The following is an 18,801-nucleotide window of genomic DNA, read 5'->3' as shown; positions in this document are numbered from 1 at the left end:
TCTACTGCTCGTCGAACAGGCTCGTCACCGAACCGTCCTCGAACACCTCACGCACCGCGCTCGCGATCGTCGGCGCGATCGACAGCACCGAGATCTTGTCCAGATCCGCGCTCAGCTCCGACGGCGTCGGCAGCGTGTTCGTGAACACGAACTCACTCACCCGCGAGTTCTTCAGCCGGTCCGCCGCCGGACCCGACAGCACACCGTGCGTCGCCGTCACGATCACGTCCTCCGCACCGTGCGCGAACAACGCGTCCGCCGCGGCACAGATCGTCCCACCGGTGTCGATCATGTCGTCCACCAGCACACACACCCGGCCCTCGACCTCACCCACGACCTCGTGGACGGTCACCTGGTTCGCGACGTCCTTGTCCCGCCGCTTGTGCACGATCGCCAGCGGCGCGCCCAGCCGGTCGCACCAGCGGTCCGCGACCCGCACCCGGCCCGCGTCCGGGGACACCACCGTCAGCTTCGACCGGTCCACCTTCCGCCCCACGTAGTCCGCCAGCAGCGGCAACGCGAACAGATGGTCCACCGGACCGTCGAAGAAGCCCTGGATCTGGTCCGTGTGCAGATCCACCGTCAGGATCCGGTCCGCACCCGCGGTCTTCATCATGTCCGCGATCAGACGCGCCGAAATCGGTTCACGCCCGCGGTGCTTCTTGTCCTGCCGCGCGTAACCGTAGAACGGCACGATCACCGTGATGGAACGAGCCGACGCCCGCTTCAACGCGTCGATCATGATCAACTGCTCCATGATCCACTTGTTGATCGGAGCCGTGTGGCTCTGGATCAGAAAGCAGTCGGCACCACGGGCCGACTCCTGATAACGCACATAGATCTCGCCGTTCGCGAAGTCGAAGGCCTTCGTCGGGACGACCCCGACACCCAGCTGTTGGGCGACCTCCTCGGCAAGCTCGGGGTGGGCGCGGCCGGAGAAGAACATCAACTTCTTCTCGCCGGTCGTCTTGATCCCGGTCACAGCACTGTCTCCTCAGAGGTGTCGCAGCTAGGTGTCGAGAGACCTCGCAGCCGGCTTGCCGGAGGCCGTCTCAGCTGGTGGGGGTGCGGGTGTGCACTTATCACCGTACGCCGTGTTTGAGGCACCGGTTTCCGGTCACCCCTCCCCGGACGACTCACGGGAAGCCGCCTCCGCCGCCTTCGCGGCCGCGCTCCCCGGACGCTTGCGCGCCACCCAACCCTCGATATTCCGCTGCTGACCACGGGCCACGGCCAGCGAACCCGCCGGCACATCCTTCGTGATCACCGACCCCGCGGCGGTGTACGCACCGTCCCCCACCGTGACAGGCGCCACAAACATGTTGTCCGAACCCGTCCGGCAGTGCGAACCGATCGTCGTGTGGTGCTTCTCCTGCCCGTCGTAGTTCACGAAGACGCTCGCCGCACCGATGTTGGTCTGCTCACCGATCGTCGCGTCCCCCACATACGACAGATGCGGAACCTTCGTCCCCTCCCCGATCGACGCGTTCTTCGTCTCCACGTACGTACCGATCTTGCCCTTCGCACCCAGCCGGGTCCCCGGACGCAAGTACGCGTACGGCCCCACCGTCGCCTCCGGACCCACCTCCGCACCCGACGCCACCGTGTTGTCCACCCGCGCACCCGCACCCACCCGGGTGTCCGTCAGCCGGCAGTTCGGCCCCACCTCCGACCCCTCGGCCAGATGCGTCACACCCTGCAACTGCGTACCCGGGTGGACCACGGCGTCCTGCTCGAACGTCACCGTCACATCGACCCAGGTGGTGGCCGGATCGACGACGGTCACCCCGGCGAGCATGGCCGCTTCCAGCAACCGGTCGTTCAGGATCCGGCGCGCCTCGGACAACTGCACACGGTTGTTGATCCCCGCGATCTCGCGGTGGTCACCCGCCACGCACGCCCCGACCCGGTGCCCGGCCTCCCGCAGAATCCCCAGCACGTCCGTCAGGTACTCCTCGCCCTGACTGTTGTCCGTCCGCACCTGCTTCAGCGCCTCCGCCAGCAACCGGCCGTCGAACGCGAACACACCCGAGTTGATCTCCCGGATCGACCGCTGCGCGTCGGTGGCGTCCTTGTGCTCGACGATCGCCGTCACGGCGCCCGTGCCGTCCCGCACGATCCGGCCGTAACCCGTCGCGTCCGGCACCTCGGCGGTCAGCACGGTGACCGCGTTGCCGTCCGCGGAGTGCGTCTCCGACAGGGCCCGCAGCGTCGCGCCGGTCAGCAGGGGCGTGTCCCCGCACACGACGACGACGGTCCCGTCGACGGACCCGCCGAGCTCCTCGAGACCCATCCGGACGGCGTGGCCCGTGCCGTTCTGCTCCGCCTGGACGGCGGTGCGGACGTCGGGCGCGATCTCGCCGAGATGCGCGGTGACCTTCTCGCGCGCGTGCCCGACCACGACGACCAGGTGCTCGGGGTGCAGCTCGCCCGCGGCGGCGAGCACATGCCCCACGAGACTGCGTCCGCAGAGCTCGTGCAGGACCTTGGGTGTGGCCGACTTCATACGGGTGCCCTCACCCGCTGCGAGAACGACGACGGCTGCCGGGCGGTTGGCGCTCACGGGATGCCCTTCGGCTGTGGATGGGGTGGGGTGACATCCGCAGGATACCGGGGGGTTTTGTGGGGGGTATGGGTGTGGGGCCTGACCGGCATTGCATCAGCCAGGACCCGAACGGAGTGTGTGCTCCCGGGGGAGGACTCGAACCCCCATGATCAGAACCAAAATCTGACGTCTTGCCCTTAGACGACCCGGGATTACCGCTATGTCCGATTTCGCGGATCGGACGCGGTGGCAGCCCCTACTATGCCGCACCACCAGCCTTCGATGCGACGGTAGAGGTCGGCCCCGTCTCTCACGTCGACACGGAGGCAACCGTTGTATGTCCCGCTGGTGTTCTTGCGGTTGGTCCTGGGGTTGTGTCGCTTGAGGGTGGTCTTGAGGAGGTCTGTCGTGTCGATCCCTACGTGACCGGCCCAGAAGGCCTCGGCGGCCGCCACGTCCGCGGTCTCGTGGATCTGCACGGCGAACCTGAGGCGTGAGGGGTCGACGCGGAGCAGGCTCAGCCAAGCGAGGAAGACCGTGATCATGTCGGGGTCGCTGTTGACGAAGGTGACGCGCTCCCGACGGCTGTAGGGCTTGCTCTTGGCCCCTTCTGCCCAGTACAGGCCCACGCCCACCAGGAAGAGTTCGCGGTCGGTCAGCTCACTGACGGCCAGCATGGCCTGGCGCCTGGTGCGCTGACGCTCCTCCTCGCGCAGTCGAAGTGTGGCCTCCCAGCCCCGCTTCGCGATCGCCGAAGCCTCTTCGGGGGTTCTCCTGCGTTCCGGCTTCGGCAGGTCCCGCACCCACAGGGAGATCGAACTCTTCGAGCACCCCAGCTCCACCTGGATCCGGTCGTACGTCCAGCCCTGGAGCCGCAGTTCCCTGGCCTTCTCCCTCAGGTCGTCCTTGGCGTTCGGGCGCCTCGTCCAGTCCGGTGGGGGCTCGCCCTCCAGGAGGCGGTTGAGGAGGTCGTTGTTGTCGACGTGCAGGCGGTCGCGGATCTGGCGTCGGCTCAGCCCCGCCCGCCGCAGCGCCACCGCCTTCTCCCGCAGTCCCTCGAAGTCGGCGTACTTGCCGGGTGCATGTGTCATACGCATACCGTCCGGGCGGAATGGGCGCGTCCGGGACCGAACGGTGAGCGATTCAGCAGTTCGAGGGATATCGGGTCGATTCGCAGCCGAACGGTCACGGAGTGTGGTGCAGGCGAGTCGGGGAAACTCGCCGGAAAACCGGCGGGGGGCGCCCGTAGGCTGGAGGCATGACCGCGACGGGGGAAGAGCATGTGACGGCCCGGGGAGGGCCCTGGTGGTGGGCGAGACGGCGTAGTGCCGTACTCGATGTGGGTCTGGCCGTGGTGTCCGCGCTGGAGTGCGGGCTGGAGGGGATTCCGTTCGCCAGGGACGCCGGGGTGCCGGTGGCCGCGGGGGTGGTGTTCGGGCTGCTCGCCGGGTCCGTGCTGCTGGTGCGCCGGCAGTGGCCGATCGCCGTCGTGCTGGTGTCGATCGCCATCACGCCGGCCCAGATGGGCTTCCTGATGGGCGTGGTGGGCCTGTACACGCTGGCCGCCTCGGAGCTGCCCCGGCGGATCATCGCCGTGCTGGCGGGGATGTCGCTGGTGGGCACGCTGATCGTGACGTTCGTGCAGACGCGGCAGGACATGTCGCGCGGGGACCTGGACATAGGGGACTGGTTCGTGCCCTTCGCGGCCGTCACGATGTCGCTCGGGTTCACGGCGCCGCCGGTGCTGCTCGGTCTGTACGTGGGGGCGCGGCGGCGGCTGATGGAGAGTCTGCGGGAGCGGGCGGACAGTCTGGAGCGGGAGCTTCAGCTGCTGGCCGAGCGGGCGGAGGAGCGGGCCGAGTGGGCCCGGAACGAGGAGCGGACGCGGATCGCGCGGGAGATGCACGACGTGGTCGCGCACCGGGTGAGTCTGATGGTGGTGCACGCGGCGGCGTTGCAGGCGGTGGCGCGGAAGGATCCCGAGAAGGCGGTGCGCAACGCCGCGTTGGTGGGGGACATGGGGCGGCAGGCGCTGACCGAGTTGCGGGAGATGCTCGGGGTGCTGCGCAGTGGTGGTGGGCGGCGTGCGCCGGTGGTGCCGGTGCCGTTGGCGGCGGTGGGGGCGGCGGCTGCCGCGGCGGCGTCGCGGGCGGCGGATGACGAGGGTCCGTCCTTGGCGGAGATCGAGGAGCTGGTCGGGCAGTCGGCTGCGGCGGGGATGGTGGTGGATCTGTCGGTGGAGGGGGATGCCCGGTCGTATGCGCCGCAGGTGGAGCAGACGGCGTATCGGGTGGTGCAGGAGGCGTTGACGAACGTGCACAAGCATGCGGCGGGTGCGAAGACGTATGTGCGGCTGGCGCACCGGGTGTCGGAGATCGCGATGCAGGTGGAGAACGAGCCGCCGCAGGCGGCGGCGTCGTCGGCGGGGTTGCCGTCCGGGGGGAACGGGCTGGTGGGGATGAAGGAGCGGGTGTCGGCGCTGGGCGGGGTGTTCGTGTCGGGGCCGACGGATGCGGGGGGTTTCCGGGTGTCGGCGGTGATTCCGGCGTCGTAGCCCTGCTCCGGGCGGGGCGGGGTGGGTGCGGGGGTCAGCCGGTGGTGAGGCGTGGGGGTGCGGTGCCGGCGATGAGGGTGGTGAGGGCCTGGTCGATGTCGGGGCCGAGGTACCAGTCGCCGGTGTGGTCGAGGGTGTAGACGCGGCCTTCGGTGTCGATGGCGAGGAGTGCCTGGTTGTCGGTTTCGGTGCCGAGGGGGCATACCTCGGTGTCGAGGGCGCGGCCGAGGTCGCCGAGGGTGCGGGCCATGTGGAGGCCGTGCAGGGGGTCGAGGTGGAGGGTGGCGGGGGCGACCTGGCGGCCGGGGCCGGTGGGTGTGATGTGGAGTCCGCCGAATTCGGCCCAGGCTTCGACGGCTGCGGGGAAGACGGTGTGGCGGTGGCCTGCGGGGGAGGTGTGGTCGCGCAGGGTGTCGGCCCAGATCTCGGCTTGTTTGATGTCCCAGCGTCCGGGTTGCCAGCCGGCGGCGCGCAGTGCGGCGTCGACGGGTACGGCGAAGCGGGTGGTCGAGGTGCGGTCGGTGTGCATCTGCCCTTCGTCTCGTCGAGGTCGTTGCGTGGCGGGCCGGGGTGGGGGCGCCGTGCCGTGCGTGGGGTGTGGGGGTGGGGTGGGTGCCGGCCGGGTGTCAGGTGTTCTGGGTCGCCGGGTCGACGATGCGGACGCCGAAGTGGGCGCTGAGCGCGGTGCAGGCGCGGCAGGGGGTGGCGTAGGCGCCGTGGAGGGGGTCGCCGTCCTCGCGGATGCGGCGGGTGGTGAGTTTGGCCTGTTTGAGGGCTTTGCGGGCTTCGCCGTTGGTCATGGGTTTGCGGGCGGCGCGTTTGCTGCGTGCGGCGTCGGCGGCGGTGATGTGGCGGGAGATGAGGATCGTTTCGGCGCAGCGGCCGGTGAAGCGGTCGCGCTGGGCGCTGGTGAGGGTGTCGAGGAAGTCCTGGACGAGGGGGTGCAGGGCGGGGGGTGTGTCGCCGCGGGCGGCGGTGCCGGTGAGGGTGGCGCCGCGGACGGAGAGGGCGGCGGCGACGGTGGGGAGGATGCCGTCGCGGCGGTGGCGGAGGACGGGGGTGTGGGCGTTGTCGGTGGCGCTCCAGCCGATGCGGGGGTCGCCGGTGCGCGGGTCGCCGGTGCGTGGGTCGGCGGACCTGCCGGTGTGTGGTCCCGTCTGTGTCGCGTTCATGATCGTCTTCCCCTCCGTGCATCCCCCGGGAGGTCACAGACTGCCAAATGGCGTGGCTCGTCGGGAAGCTGGGGCGGGGCGACACGCCCGTAGCGGGGCATGGCGTCACGGTGGGGTGACGCCTGGTCACGGAGGTGGTGGGGGGGGGCGGACCGGTGCCGGTGACCGGGTCGGCCGTACCGCATAGGCTGTCGGCACCGCGGGTGATGCGGTGAAGTCGAGACAGCAGACGTGACAGTCGATACGGGCCGTAGTGCGCCAAGGGTGGTCAATACGGGTCGTACAGAGTGCCGCAGGGGGCAACCGCCATGACGACAGGTCGGCTCGGGCTGGGGGCACCTCCCGGCCGCCAGGCCGGGGGAGACGCCGCGCCGCCGAACGCGGCCTACGCCGGGCAGGTCGTGCATTTCCCGGATCCGGTCCGGGCGGCGCGTCACCCGAGAGGGGTACGGGTCGACGAGCACGGTTACCCCGACTTCTCGCCTTACGCGCGTGCGGCGGCGGAGATCGCGGAGCCGCCGGAGGGTTTCGGTGTCGACGAGTTGCGGTTGACGGACTACGTGTCGGCGAACACGGCGTTGTCGGTGTCGGGGCACGAGTTGTGGGACACGGTGCCGGCGGTGGCGACGCCGCACGGCTGGACGTGGCATCACGTGGTGGGTTCGCGGCGGCTGGAGCTGGTGCCGGTCGAGGTGAAGGCGCTGCTGCGGCATCACGGTGGGGTGGCGACGTCGGGTGTCGACCATGCCAAGCGGGGCACGCGGCCGTTGCAGGAGACGCGTCCGGCGCATTTCGGGCTGCCGAAGTCGGGTGTGGCGGTGACGGAGTCGCAGGTGCAGGGTGTCGAGGAGGACCTCGGGTACCGGCTGCCGGGTGCGTACCGGTCGTTCCTGAAGGCGGCGGGTGGCTGCGCCCCGGTGGGTGCGGCGCTGGACGCGGAGCTGGGGCTGCTGCTGGATCAGCCGTTCTTCACGGTGCGCGACGAGGCGGCGGTCAACGACCTGGTGTACGTGAACAAGTGTCTGCGTGACCATCTGACCAAGGACTACCTGGGTGTCTCCTTCGTCCAGGGCGGGTTGCTCGCGGTGAAGGTGAAGGGTGACCGGATCGGGTCGGTGTGGTTCTGCGCGTACGACGACGTGCGGGACGTGGATCCGGCGCTGCCGCCGGCGGAGCGGGTGGAGCGGTTGCTGCTGCCCTGCGGGGACGATTTCGACGACTTCCTGTCGCGGCTGGCGGGGAATCCGCCGGAGTTGGAGACGGTGGCGAACCTGATGGTGGACGGCGGTTTCGCGCGTGTGGTGCCGGTGGACGCGGTGTCGTCGTCGGCTGTGGGGGAGTGACGTTCGGCGATGGTGACCTTCGCGCAGGCGCAGGAGCGCGCCGAGGAGTGGATCAACGGGGATGTGCCGTCGTACCAGCATCGTGAGGTGCGGGTGCGGGAGTTCGACCTCGGGTTCGTGGTGTGGGCCGAGGACCGGGCGGACGGGCCGCGGTCGGACGGTGGTGCGCAGCGGCTGGTGATCGCGCGGGACAGCGGTGAGGCGACGCTGTGGCCCGGGCTGCCGGTGGGTGAGGTGATCCGGCGGTACGAGGAGGAGTACGGGCGTTCCGACGGGGCGGACGAGCCGGTGGCGGCGCCTGCCGCGCGGGTGGATCTGAACCAGACGTCGTTCCTGCTGACTCCGCCGGAGTGGTTGCAGGACGCGGCGGACAAGCTGGGGATTCCGGATCGGCGTGGGGCCGGGTCGGGGTCCGGGGCGTCCTCGACCTCCGGTGCGGGGGTGCGGGGGGCTTCCGGGGCTCCGGCGGCGTCCGCTTCGGGGGCCGTCGCGGCCGGTGGCGGGGTGGCCGACGCCCAGGGGGCGCCCGCCGCGCCGGGCAGTGGTACGGCGTGGCCGGCGGCCGGGGGGAGCGACGCGGCGGAGGGCCCGGGTGCTTCCGGTGCTCCGGGGGCGCCGGCCGGGGCGACTCCCTGGGCCGGTACGGACACCAACGCGGACGCCGGTGAGGACCGTTCCGTTCCGCTGCCCGCGACGGTCTTCGCGCCGCCGCTGAGCGGGACCGACGAGGACGCGCCGCCGCCTCCGTCCGCGGCTTCCGACGCCAAGACGGCGCTGATGTCGGGCGGTAGCGGGCTTCCGCCCACGGCGGTGTCGCCGGCGATCGGCGACCCGCACGCGCCGGGCGCGCAGGCGCCCGCGTGGCCGGGGACGCCGCCCGGCGGTGTGCCGCAGGGCGGTACGCCCGCGCAGGGCACCGGTTCGCAGCCGTACGGCTATCCGCAGCAGCAGCCGGGTGTGCCGAGCGCGGCCGACATCGCCGACGCGGCGACCAGCAAGGCGGCTCCGCCGCAGGGCCGTGGGCGGGGTACGGGTCCCACGACGCCGCCCCCGCCGGGTGCCCCGGGGACGCCGGGGGCGCGGCCGGGTGCCGCGCCCGTGCCGCCGGGGCCCGGGGCTCCGGGTACTCCGGGGACTCCGGCGGGTGGTTACGTGCCGACGCAGCTGGTGTCGGCGCTCGGGCCCGACGGGCCGGGAGCGCAGGGTCCGGGTGGGCCCGGTGTCCCGGGCGGGTCCGGGGACTCCTCGGGTGCCGGTGCCGGTGCGGGTGCCGCGCCGGGGGCGCCGGGCGCGCCGCGGCCGCCCGGTCCGCCCGGTGTTCCGGGTGCGCCGACCCCGCCCGGTCCTCCCGGTGCGCCCGGTGGTACGCCGCCCGGCGGTGTGCACCACGCCGCGACCATGTTCGCCGACCCTGCTCGGACGGGCCCGGGCGCGCCGCAGCCGCCGGGACCTCCGGGAGCGCCCGGTGCTCCGGGTGGGCCGGGTGCACCCCAGCCTCCCGGTGTCCCCGGCCCGCCCGGTGCGCCTCAGCCTCCGGGTGCGCCGCATCCGCCCGGCGCGCCGGGTCCCGTGCACCACGCGGAGACCATGCTGGCCGCGCCCCCGGCGGGCGGCCCCGGCGTGCCCCCGCCGCCGCAGGCTCCCGGCGCACCTCCCGCGGCTCCGGGTGTTCCCGGTGTGCCGGGAGCGGTGCCGCCCGGTGTGCCGCCCGGTGCGGTGCCGCCGCCCGGCGCGCCCGTCCCCGGGCAGCCCGCGGCGTACGGCTATCCGCAGCAGCCGGCCGGGCTGCCGACGGTGGGGCCCGGCTACCAGGCCGTGCTGCGCTACCGCGCGCAGGACGGCTCGGAGCAGCAGCTGATCCGGCGTTCGGCGCCGGGCACGCCGCACCCGGAGTGGCAGATCTTCCACGAGCTGCGTGCCATGAACGTGCCGCCGGACCAGGTGCTGGAGCTGCACACCGAGCTGGAGTCGTGTGAGCTGCCGGGCGCGTACTGCGCGCGGATGATCCGGGAGCAGTGGCCGCAGGCGCGGATCACGAGCATCGCCCCGTACGGCACGGATCACGCGAGCCGGCAGCAGGGCATGCGGCAACTGCTCGCCCACCAGGGGGAGTTGCATCAGGTCGCGGACGGTCCGGCGCGTCCCGCGCCGGTCCGCGCGCCGATTGCGCCGGTGCCGCCGGTGCCGCCGGTCCCGCCGGAGGGCATCGCGCAGGAGCTGGCGGCGGCGTTCGGGCCGGGCGTGTTCCGGTTCGAGCAGGCGGCGGTGTCCCGGCAGGGGGTGCCGCCGGTCGTGGCGCACACGCTGGTGGTGGCCGGTCTGCCGATGGACATGGGCCCGTTCTTCTGGGCGCAGGCCCAGCCGGGGCGGCCCGTTCCGACGCTGGCGGAGCTGGCGGCCGAGCGCGGTGTGCAGCCGGCTTCGGACGCGGGCTCCTACCTGGTGATGGGCAGCGACTTCGGCAAGGCGATCTGTGTGCAGTACGGCACGGCCAACATCGTCGCGGTGCCGGTGGAGGCGGGTCCGGGCGGGGCGCCCGTTCCGCCGCAGTTCGTGAACACCGGGCTGCCGGAGTTCGCGCGCTGTCTGGCGCTGCTCGGGAGGATGTGGCGGCTGCGGTTCGGGCTGAACCAGGAGCAGGCGGGCCGCTGGACCGTCGACTTCCAGGCGCAGCTGGCCGCGCTGGACCCGGCGGCGCTGGGGTCGCCGGAGAGCTGGTGGTCGGTGCTGCTGGAGCAGATGTGGGACGGACTGCTGTGACGGTGTGACGGGCCGCTGACGTCTGCGGGGAAGCCGGGCCCTGGTCGTTTACGCGACCGGGGCCCGGCTTCCCGTGTGCGAGGGGAGAGTCCGGGGGAGGCCGGGGCACCGGGAGGAGTGGCCTTCCGGCGCTGCTCCCGGATTCCCCCGGCCCCTTCCGTCACCCGTCCTTGCGCACCGCGCCCGCCAGGATCCAGGCCTCCACCGCCTCGTACTGGTGGCGCTGTTCCTCGGACTTGCGGCGGCCGGACGCCAGGGTGCCCAGCCAGCCGCAGGCGAAGCCGAAGGGGATGGAGAGCAGTCCGGTCGTGGTGAACGGGAACCAGTTGAAGTCGGCCTCGGGGAAGGCGGACACCGGTGAGCCGGAGACCAGGTTGGTGCCGGGCATCAGCAGCAGGACGGCCAGCGAGCCGCCGATGAGCGTGCTGAGCAGGCCCGTCCGGGTGTAGCGGCGCCAGAAGAGGCTGTAGACCAGCGCGGGCGCGATGGCCGAGGCGCCCAGGCAGAACGACAGCGTCACCAGGGGCTGCAGGCTGCGGTGCTGGACGAGCGTCGCGAGGGCGATCGCCGGGATGCCCACCGCCAGTGCCGAGACCTGGGCCAGGGTCATCTCCCGGCGCGGAGACATCTCCCGGACCCGGGCGGCGAACACGTCGTGCGCGAGGGAGTTGGCGCAGGCGAGGATCATGCCGGCGACGGAGGCGAGCACCGTGAGGAAGACGGCCGTGGTGACGGTGGTGAACAGGAACGTCTCCGCCGTCGACACGTCCGCGCCGAACGCCGCCTGCGAGCCCAGCAGGAAGGCCGTGTTGCCCTGCGGGTCCACCTGCGCGATCACCGCCCGTCCCACCAGTGCGGTCGCGCCGAAGCCGATGACCGTGATGACCAGCACGAACAGGGCCACCATGGACACCGCCCAGGACATCGAGCGCCGCACCTGCCGGGCGCTGCCGGCGGTGTACATGCGCATCGTCACGTGCGGCAGGACCGCCCCGCCGAGGACCACCGTCAGTTGCGCGGTGATCATGTCCAGGTCGGGGCTGGTGCCGCCCTGGAACTGCAGGCCCGACGACAGGAACGCCGAGCCGGCGCCGCTGTTCGCGGCGGCCGCGGTGAACAGCGCCCCCGGGTCCCAGTCGAAGCGGTGCAGGATCAGCGCCGCGACCACCAGGCCCGAGCCGAGCAGCAGCACGATCTTCAGGATCTGGATGAGGGCGGTGCCCTTCATGCCGCCGATCGCCGCGTAGCTGATCATCAGTGCGCCGACGCCGATGATGCAGCCCGTCTGCAGCGACTCGCCGGAGAAGCCCAGGATGAACGCCATCAGCTGCCCGGTCCCGGCCAGTTGCACCAGCATCAGCGGCAGCAGCGCCGCCAGGGTCACCACGCAGGCCGCGATCCGCACGGCGCGTCCCGGCATACGGCGGGCCAGCGCGTCGCCCATGGTGAACCGGCCCGCGTTGCGCAGCGGTTCGGCCAGCAGGAACATCAGCAGCATCAGCGACAGCGCGGTGCTCAGGGCCAGCACGGTCCCGTCGTAGCCGAACAGGGCGATGACGCCGCCGGTGCCGAGGACGGTGGCGGCGGAGATGTAGTCGCCGGCGATCGCCAGGCCGTTGCGCATGGGGGACAGCGAGCCGTACCCGGTGTAGAACTCGTCGAGGTCGTCCCGGTCGGGGCCCGTCATCACGCACAGCAGCAGCGTGATGGTGGCGACCGTGGAGAAGCCGACCAGGGACATCGTCTGGGCGTTGCCGCTGAACTCGGTGGTCACCGCGTCGCCTCCCGCTTGACGTCCAGCTCGGCGTGCCGGCGGATCCGGTCCGCGATCGGGTCCACGCGGCGGCGGGCGGTCGTCTCGTACAGGGCGATCGCCGCCCAGGTCACCGGGACCTGCAGGAGCGCGAGCAGCACGCCGGTGGGGAGCCCGTCGGTGACGGTGCTCGTCATGAACGACGGCGCGAACGCCGACAGCAGCAGGAACAGCACGAAGTAGCCGAGGGCCGTGAGCGTGGCCGTCCGCCGCTGCCACCGGTAGGCGCCGCGCAGGAGCCGCAGGTCGCTGTGGTGCCCGAGCGCGGGGTGGTGCGGGGAGCGCCGTTCGGCGGGCTCGGGCTCCTGCTGTGGGGTCCAGGGGTAGGTCTCGTAGGAGTAGGTGGCGTAGGAGGGGGACGAGTCGGGGCGTGGGTACGGGGAGGGCGGCGGGTCGTAGGACATCCCGGTGCTCCTTGCGAACGTGGGATCCGGTGCGGCGGACCGCAGGGAGGTGGGGGGCGGGCGGCCCCGCAGGTTACTTCGGAGTACCGGGCTTGCGCGAGGGTTTCGACAAACTGATTGGTCGGTACGTGCCGGCCGCTGTGACCTCGGGTGTTACCCGCGTTAACTCGGGCGTGTGGGCGTCCCTGGGGTGCCCGCGGTGGATCAGTGCCCGGCGCCGGCGTCCAAGTGGCGGCGTACGAAACGGACTTCGGGACGGCCGGCCACCGCGGTGTGCTCCACCCGGACGAATCCGTTGCGCGTCAGGACCCTCACGGAGGCCGTGTTGCCCGGGGCGGTGGCGGCGGTGAGGTGCGTCAGGCCGTAGTCGGCGGCGGCCAGCCGGCACACCGCCGCGACCGCCGCCGTCGCCACACCCCGGCCGGCGGCGCGCTCGCCGACGCGGTAGCCGAGTTCGGCGCCGCCGTCCGCCACGTCGACCAGGTTCACCCGGCCCACCAGCTCGCCCTCCTCCCCGAGGACGACGTGGAAGTGGCACACGCGCGCGTGCTGCTCGTCGAGCAGCGCCCGGTGGCGGGCGGCGAAGCCCTCGGGCGTGAAGTAGGCGTCCCCGCGATCGGGGACCGTGCGCGCGAAGTACGCCCGGTTCTCCCGCTCGAAGGCCAGCAGGGCGTCCGCGTGGTCCGCCCGGAGCCGTTCCAAGGTCACCATGGGGCGAGCGTACGTACGGTCAGTCGTTGAGCACCGGGAATTTCCGGGGCGCGAGGAACAGCAGCACCAGGAACGCCAGCGCCGCCGCGCACGAGGCCCCCAGGTGGACGGCGTGCACCGCGTCGGCGATGGCCCGCCGGGTCGCCTCCGGGGCGGGGCCCGCGTCCAGCGCACGCGTCACCGAGTCGAGGTCGCCCGCGCCGCCGAGCCGGGCGGCCAGCACCCCGTTGGCGACCGCGCCGAAGATGGCCGCGCCGATCGTCTGGCCGCTCTGCCGGCAGAACAGCACGGACGCGGTCGCCGTCCCGCGCTCGGACCAGCCCACCGTCGACTGCACCCCGACGATCAGCGGCAACTGGAACAGCCCGAGCGCGGCGCCGAGCAGCAGCATCAGCAGCGCCGGCTGCCACGCCCGCCCGGGATACGGCAGCAGCGGGAACGCCAGCAGGGTCAGGCAGGCCGCGCCGATGCCCAGCATCGCGGTGTTGCGGAAGCCGATCCTGCGGTACACGTGCTGGCTCAGCGCCGCCGACACCGGCCAGCTCAGCGTCCACACGGACAGCACGAACCCGGCGGCCACCGGCGCCAGGCCCAGCACCGACTGGGCGTAGGTGGGCAGGAACACCGTCGGCGCGACCATCAGCACACCCAGCGCGCCCAGGGCCAGGTTGACCGCGGCGATCGTCCGGCGCCGCCACACCCAGCCCGGGATGATCGGGTCCGCGGCCCGGCGCTCCACCAGCACCACGACCGCGACCAGGGCGAGTCCCGCGCCGGACAGGAGCAGGGAGGGCGCCGACAGCCACGGCCACGCCACCCCGCCCTGCACCAGGGCCGTCAGCAGCACCCCGCCGCAGGCGAACACCGCGAGCGCGCCCGCCCAGTCCACACGCGCGCGTGCGGGCTTCTCCCGCTGCGGCTCGTGCAGATGACGGACGATCAGCCACAGCGCGACCGCGGCGACGGGCAGGTTGACCAGGAAGATCCAGCGCCAGTCCGCGTAGGCGGCGAGCACACCGCCGATCCCCGGGCCGGCGACCGCCGACACCGCCCACACCGTGGACAGCTTCGCCTGGATCCTGGGACGGTCCTTCAGCGGGTACAGGTCGGCGGCGAGCGTCTGCACGGTGCCCTGCAGCGCACCGCCGCCCAGCCCCTGCACCACGCGGAAGGCGATGAGCGAGCCCATGTCCCAGGCCAGCGCGCACAGCAGGGAGCCGGCGAGGAAGAGGACCGAGCCCGCGACCAGGACCGGCTTGCGGCCGAAGGTGTCGGAGAGCCTGCCGTACACGGGCAGAGTGACGGTCACGGCCAGCAGATAGCCGGAGAACAGCCAGGAGAAGACCGAGAACCCGCCGAGGTCCGCCACGATCTGCGGCACCGCGGTCGAGACGATGGTGGAGTCCAGTGCCGCCAGCGCCATCGACAGCATCAGCGCGGCGACGACGGCGGTGCGCCGTCCGGACGCGGCGGGTCGTGCGGCCTCGCGCGCCGCGGGTCTGGTGCCGCCCACCCCGGGAATCCCCTCCCTCGCGTCCGACTGCCCCTTGCACCTATCTGCCGCCGGACAGCATCCCACTTGACCCTGACGTCGCGGGAGGGTGGAGGCTGACCGAGCCCTGGGGTGGAGCCGACCCTGAGAACGACTCCACCCTTCGGCGGACTGCCCCTAGGGGTACCTCCGTACTAGGACCTGGGGAGGGTTCGTACCGGCGGAGGACGAGACGCACGGGGTGCCGTCCTTAACCTGGCTTTACGCCGCCGGGGGGCGGTGGGCACACCGGCGGGGGTGGGGTTTTCCACAGCAAAAGACTGCGCTGAACACCAGCGCGCGGGACCCCTCCCCGCCGCGAGACTGAAACGCGTCGGACGGATTCCCGAATCCGGCACCGCACCAGCGGCAGCCGGACAGGCGACCGCCATCACCAACTGCTGACCGATATAGGAGACATACCGTGACTTCGGCTGTAACCATTCCCAGGCACGGGGGTACTGGAGGGCGTACGGCCGTTGCCGCGCGGGCGCGGCAGGTCGTGAAGGCGTACGGGTCCGGTGAGACCCGGGTCGTCGCCCTCGATCACGTCGACGTGGACATCGCACGCGGCCAGTTCACCGCGATCATGGGCCCCTCGGGCTCCGGCAAGTCCACGCTCATGCACTGCCTCGCCGGGCTCGACACCGTCACCGGCGGGCAGATCTACCTCGACGAGACCGAGATCACCGGCCTGAAGGACAAGAAGCTCACGCAGCTGCGCCGGGACCGGATCGGCTTCATCTTCCAGGCGTTCAACCTGCTGCCGACGCTCAACGCCATCGAGAACATCACGCTGCCCATGGACATCGCGGGCCGCAAGCCGGACAAGCAGTGGCTGGACCGGGTCGTGGAGACCGTCGGGCTCGCCGACCGGCTCAGGCACCGGCCCACCCAGCTGTCCGGCGGCCAGCAGCAGCGCGTCGCCGTGGCACGGGCCCTGGCGGCCCGGCCCGAGATCATCTTCGGCGACGAGCCGACCGGAAACCTCGACTCGCGCGCCGGCGCCGAGGTGCTGGGCTTCCTGCGCCGCTCCGTCGACGAGCTGGGCCAGACCATCGTGATGGTCACCCACGACCCCGTCGCCGCCAGTTACGCCGACCGCGTGCTGTACCTCGCCGACGGCCGCATCGTCGACGAGATGTTCAAGCCGACCGCCGAGGCCGTGCTCGACCGCATGAAGGACTTCGACGCCCGGGGGCGCACGTCATGACCGTCATGAAGACCTCGATGCGCAACTTCCTCGCGCACAAGGGCCGCATGGCGCTCTCCGCGATCGCCGTCCTGCTGTCGGTGGCCTTCGTCTGCGGGACGCTCGTCTTCACGGACACCATGTCGACCACCTTCGACAAGCTCTTCGCGGCCACCTCCTCCGACGTCACGGTGAGCGCCAAGGGCGCCTCCGACACCGGTGAGACCACCGCCGACAACGGCAAGCCGCCGGTCATGCCGGCCTCCGTGCTCGCCGAGGTCCGCAAGGCACCGGGCGTGAAGTCGGCCGAGGGCGCCGTGTTCTCCAGCGCGGTCACCGTCGTCGACGCCGACAAGGACAGCCTGTCGCCCTCCAGCGGCGCCCCGACCATCGTCGGCAGCTGGAACAGCAACGAAGCCCGCACCATGAAGATCACCTCCGGTGCGGCGCCCCGGGGCGCCGGCCAGATCATGGTGGACGCCGACACCGCCGGCAAGCACGACCTGAAGCTCGGCGACGAGATCGGCGTGATCAGCGCGGTCGGCACGCACACCGCGAAGATCTCCGGCATCGCCGACTTCACCGTCACCAACCCCGGCGCGGCGATCCTCTACCTCGACACCGCGACCGCCCAGCGGGCCCTGGTCGGCGAGAGCGGCGTCTACACGAACGTCAACGTCACCGCGGCCCCCGGCGTCAGCGACGCCGAGCTGAAGAAGAACGTCACGGCCGAACTGGGCGCCGGCTTCCAGGTGAAGACCGCCCAGGAGACCGCCGACGCCAACCAGAAGGACGTCGCGGGCTTCATGAACGTCATGAAGTACGCGATGCTCGGCTTCGCCGGGATCGCCTTCCTCGTCGGCATCTTCCTGATCATCAACACCTTCTCCATGCTGGTCGCCCAGCGCACCCGGGAGATCGGCCTGATGCGCGCCATCGGCTCCTCCCGCAAGCAGGTCAACCGCTCGGTGCTCGCCGAGGCGCTGCTGCTCGGCCTCGTCGGCTCCGTGCTCGGCGTGGGCGCGGGCGTCGGCCTCGCGGTCGGCCTGATGCAGCTCATGGGCCAGATGGGCATGGAACTGTCCACCGACGACCTCACCGTGGCCTGGACGACCCCCGTGGTCGGTCTCGTCCTCGGCGTGCTCGTCACCGTCCTGGCCGCCTACCTGCCCGCCCGCCGCGCCGGCAAGATCTCCCCGATGGCCGCCCTGCGCGACGCCGGCGCCCCCGCGGACGCCAAGGCGGGCTGGATCCGCGGCGTGCTCGGCACGGTCCTCACCGGCACCGGAGGCTTCGCCCTGTACCTGGCCGCGGCGGCCGACCAGGCCAAGGACGGCTCGCTGTGGCTCGGACTCGGCGTGGTGCTCTCGCTGATCGGCTTCGTCGTCATCGGCCCGCTGCTGGCCGGCGCGGTGGTCCGCGTCCTCGGCGCCGTGCTGCTGCGGATGTTCGGCCCCGTGGGGCGCATGGCCGAGCGCAACGCCCTGCGCAACCCGCGCCGCACCGGCGCGACGGGCGCCGCGCTGATGATCGGCCTCGCCCTGGTGGCGTGCCTGTCCGTGGTCGGCTCGTCCATGGTGGCGTCCGCCACCGACCAGCTCGACAAGACCGTCGGCACGGACTTCATCGTGCAGTCCGACAGCGGCCAGCTCATCACCCCGCAGGCGGTCGAGGCCGTCAAGGCCGCACCCGGCCTGGAGCGGGTCACCGAGTACAAGTGGACCAAGGCCGACTTCACCACCCCCGACGGCAAGACGCTGAAGGACACGGCGATCACCGCCGCCGACCCGTCCTACGCCACCGACCTGCGCACCGAGGTCGTCGCCGGCAAGCTGCCGGACGCCTACAAGCCCGACTCCATGTCGGTGCACGAGAAGTTCGCGAAGGACCACGGCATCAGCCTCGGCTCCACGATCAAGGTGGCCTTCAAGGACGGTGAGACCGCCGACCTGACCGTCCGGGCGATCACCAGCAGCGACGTCGTGATCGACGCGGGCGCGATGTACACGTCCATCTCGACGCTGGCCGAGTACGTCCCGGCCGACAGGATGCCGCTCGACTCGCTGCTCTTCGCCACCGCCGAGGACGGGCGGCAGGACGCCGCCTACACGTCGCTGAAGTCGGCGCTGGACGGCTACCCGCAGTACACCGTGCGCGACCAGACCGACTACAAGGAAGCGCTGAAGGACCAGATCGGCCAGCTGCTCAACATGATCTACGGCCTGCTGGCCCTGGCGATCATCGTGGCCATCCTGGGCGTGGTGAACACCCTGGCGCTGTCGGTGGTGGAGCGCACCCGGGAGATCGGGCTGATGCGGGCGATCGGTCTCTCCCGCCGCCAGCTGCGCCGCATGATCCGCATGGAGTCGGTCGTGATCGCCCTCTTCGGCGCCCTGCTGGGCCTCGGACTGGGCATGGGCTGGGGCGCCACCGCGCAGCAGCTGCTCGCGCTGGAGGGCCTGATGGTCCTGGACATCCCCTGGCCGACGATCATCGGCGTCTTCATCGGCTCGGCGTTCGTGGGCCTGTTCGCGGCACTGGTCCCGGCGTTCCGGGCGGGCCGGATGAACGTCCTGAACGCGATCGCGACGGAGTAGCCGCGAGGGTGCGGCACACCGTACGGAACCACCGCACACGGGGGTTGCGGGGGGCCCGGGGCGCGGGGCTGGAGCTGGAGGCCGCGCCGGGCGCGGGGGGGAAGCCCCGACGCCCCCCCCACGGCCCCGCGCGGCGGGGGGGCCCCCCCCCCCCCCGCCGCCGCGGCCGTCGGCCGCGG

Annotated in this window: 14 protein-coding genes and 1 tRNA gene; 5 read left to right on the top strand and 10 right to left on the bottom strand. The window is 72.0% G+C overall.

Annotation, left to right across the window (positions count from 1 at the left end):
* Position 1: 1 nt before the first annotated feature.
* The 4 genes from ABZY20_RS12990 to ABZY20_RS12975 all read right to left on the bottom strand — a co-directional run bounded on the left by ABZY20_RS12990 (position 2) and on the right by ABZY20_RS12975 (position 3,642).
* Positions 2 to 982, bottom strand: coding sequence for a ribose-phosphate diphosphokinase (locus tag ABZY20_RS12990; RefSeq protein WP_356440790.1), 981 nt, complete (start codon positions 980 to 982; stop codon positions 2 to 4).
* A 135-nt stretch (positions 983 to 1,117) separates the two neighbouring features.
* Positions 1,118 to 2,563 carry a bifunctional UDP-N-acetylglucosamine diphosphorylase/glucosamine-1-phosphate N-acetyltransferase GlmU gene (gene glmU, locus ABZY20_RS12985; RefSeq protein WP_356440787.1) on the bottom strand — a complete coding sequence of 482 codons (1,446 nt, stop codon included), beginning with the start codon at positions 2,561 to 2,563 and terminating at the stop codon, positions 1,118 to 1,120.
* Positions 2,564 to 2,686: 123 nt separating this feature from the next.
* A tRNA-Gln gene (locus ABZY20_RS12980) sits at positions 2,687 to 2,757 on the bottom strand.
* Between the two features lie 6 nt (positions 2,758 to 2,763).
* Positions 2,764 to 3,642 (bottom strand): hypothetical protein, encoded by an 879-nt coding sequence (locus tag ABZY20_RS12975; protein ID WP_356440784.1) that lies wholly within the window; start codon positions 3,640 to 3,642, stop codon positions 2,764 to 2,766.
* Positions 3,643 to 3,803: 161 nt separating this feature from the next.
* Here ABZY20_RS12975 and ABZY20_RS12970 point away from each other — a divergent pair, with 161 nt between their 5' ends.
* Positions 3,804 to 5,099, top strand: coding sequence for a histidine kinase (locus ABZY20_RS12970; protein ID WP_356440781.1), 1,296 nt, complete (start codon positions 3,804 to 3,806; stop codon positions 5,097 to 5,099).
* 34 nt (positions 5,100 to 5,133) lie between these two features.
* Here ABZY20_RS12970 and ABZY20_RS12965 read toward each other — a convergent pair whose 3' ends face one another.
* A complete protein-coding gene (locus ABZY20_RS12965; RefSeq protein ID WP_356440780.1) occupies positions 5,134 to 5,628 on the bottom strand; it encodes an SUKH-3 domain-containing protein in 495 nt (164 codons plus the stop codon).
* A gap of 97 nt (positions 5,629 to 5,725) precedes the next feature.
* The gene (locus tag ABZY20_RS12960; RefSeq protein WP_356440777.1) at positions 5,726 to 6,271 is read right to left on the bottom strand and encodes a YwqJ-related putative deaminase; all 546 of its coding nucleotides are present in this window, start codon (positions 6,269 to 6,271) and stop codon (positions 5,726 to 5,728) included.
* A gap of 308 nt (positions 6,272 to 6,579) precedes the next feature.
* Here ABZY20_RS12960 and ABZY20_RS12955 point away from each other — a divergent pair, with 308 nt between their 5' ends.
* Together ABZY20_RS12955 and ABZY20_RS12950 are read left to right on the top strand one after the other, a co-directional pair.
* Complete coding sequence (locus tag ABZY20_RS12955) at positions 6,580 to 7,614, top strand: SMI1/KNR4 family protein (protein ID WP_356440774.1); 1,035 nt, start codon at positions 6,580 to 6,582, stop codon at positions 7,612 to 7,614.
* Positions 7,615 to 7,623: 9 nt separating this feature from the next.
* Positions 7,624 to 10,374: an SUKH-4 family immunity protein gene (locus ABZY20_RS12950; protein ID WP_356440772.1), complete on the top strand. Its 2,751-nt coding sequence runs from the start codon at positions 7,624 to 7,626 to the stop codon at positions 10,372 to 10,374.
* A gap of 160 nt (positions 10,375 to 10,534) precedes the next feature.
* Here ABZY20_RS12950 and ABZY20_RS12945 read toward each other — a convergent pair whose 3' ends face one another.
* The 4 genes from ABZY20_RS12945 to ABZY20_RS12930 all read right to left on the bottom strand — a co-directional run bounded on the left by ABZY20_RS12945 (position 10,535) and on the right by ABZY20_RS12930 (position 14,815).
* On the bottom strand, positions 10,535 to 12,148 hold the full coding sequence (locus tag ABZY20_RS12945; protein WP_356440769.1) for a cation acetate symporter: 1,614 nt from the start codon (positions 12,146 to 12,148) through the stop codon (positions 10,535 to 10,537).
* Positions 12,145 to 12,591 carry a DUF485 domain-containing protein gene (locus ABZY20_RS12940; protein WP_356440766.1) on the bottom strand — a complete coding sequence of 149 codons (447 nt, stop codon included), beginning with the start codon at positions 12,589 to 12,591 and terminating at the stop codon, positions 12,145 to 12,147. The genes ABZY20_RS12945 and ABZY20_RS12940 overlap by 4 nt, the downstream gene beginning before the upstream one ends.
* Before the next feature lie 204 nt (positions 12,592 to 12,795).
* Entirely contained in the window at positions 12,796 to 13,302 is a 507-nt protein-coding gene (locus tag ABZY20_RS12935; RefSeq protein WP_356440764.1) for a GNAT family N-acetyltransferase, read from the bottom strand.
* Between the two features lie 19 nt (positions 13,303 to 13,321).
* Entirely contained in the window at positions 13,322 to 14,815 is a 1,494-nt protein-coding gene (locus ABZY20_RS12930) for an MFS transporter (protein ID WP_356440762.1), read from the bottom strand.
* A 442-nt stretch (positions 14,816 to 15,257) separates the two neighbouring features.
* Here ABZY20_RS12930 and ABZY20_RS12925 point away from each other — a divergent pair, with 442 nt between their 5' ends.
* Positions 15,258 to 16,046, top strand: a complete 789-nt coding sequence (locus tag ABZY20_RS12925; RefSeq protein WP_356440760.1) for an ABC transporter ATP-binding protein — start codon at positions 15,258 to 15,260, stop codon at positions 16,044 to 16,046.
* On the top strand, positions 16,043 to 18,622 hold the full coding sequence (locus tag ABZY20_RS12920) for an ABC transporter permease (RefSeq protein WP_356440757.1): 2,580 nt from the start codon (positions 16,043 to 16,045) through the stop codon (positions 18,620 to 18,622). The genes ABZY20_RS12925 and ABZY20_RS12920 overlap by 4 nt, the downstream gene beginning before the upstream one ends.
* Positions 18,623 to 18,801 lie beyond the last annotated feature (179 nt).

It is taken from the genome of Streptomyces sp. NPDC006624 (assembly GCF_040611555.1).
GTDB lineage: Bacteria > Actinomycetota > Actinomycetes > Streptomycetales > Streptomycetaceae > Streptomyces.
Note: the sequence above shows the minus strand (reverse complement) of the source record. Positions and strands in the feature narration are given on the sequence as shown.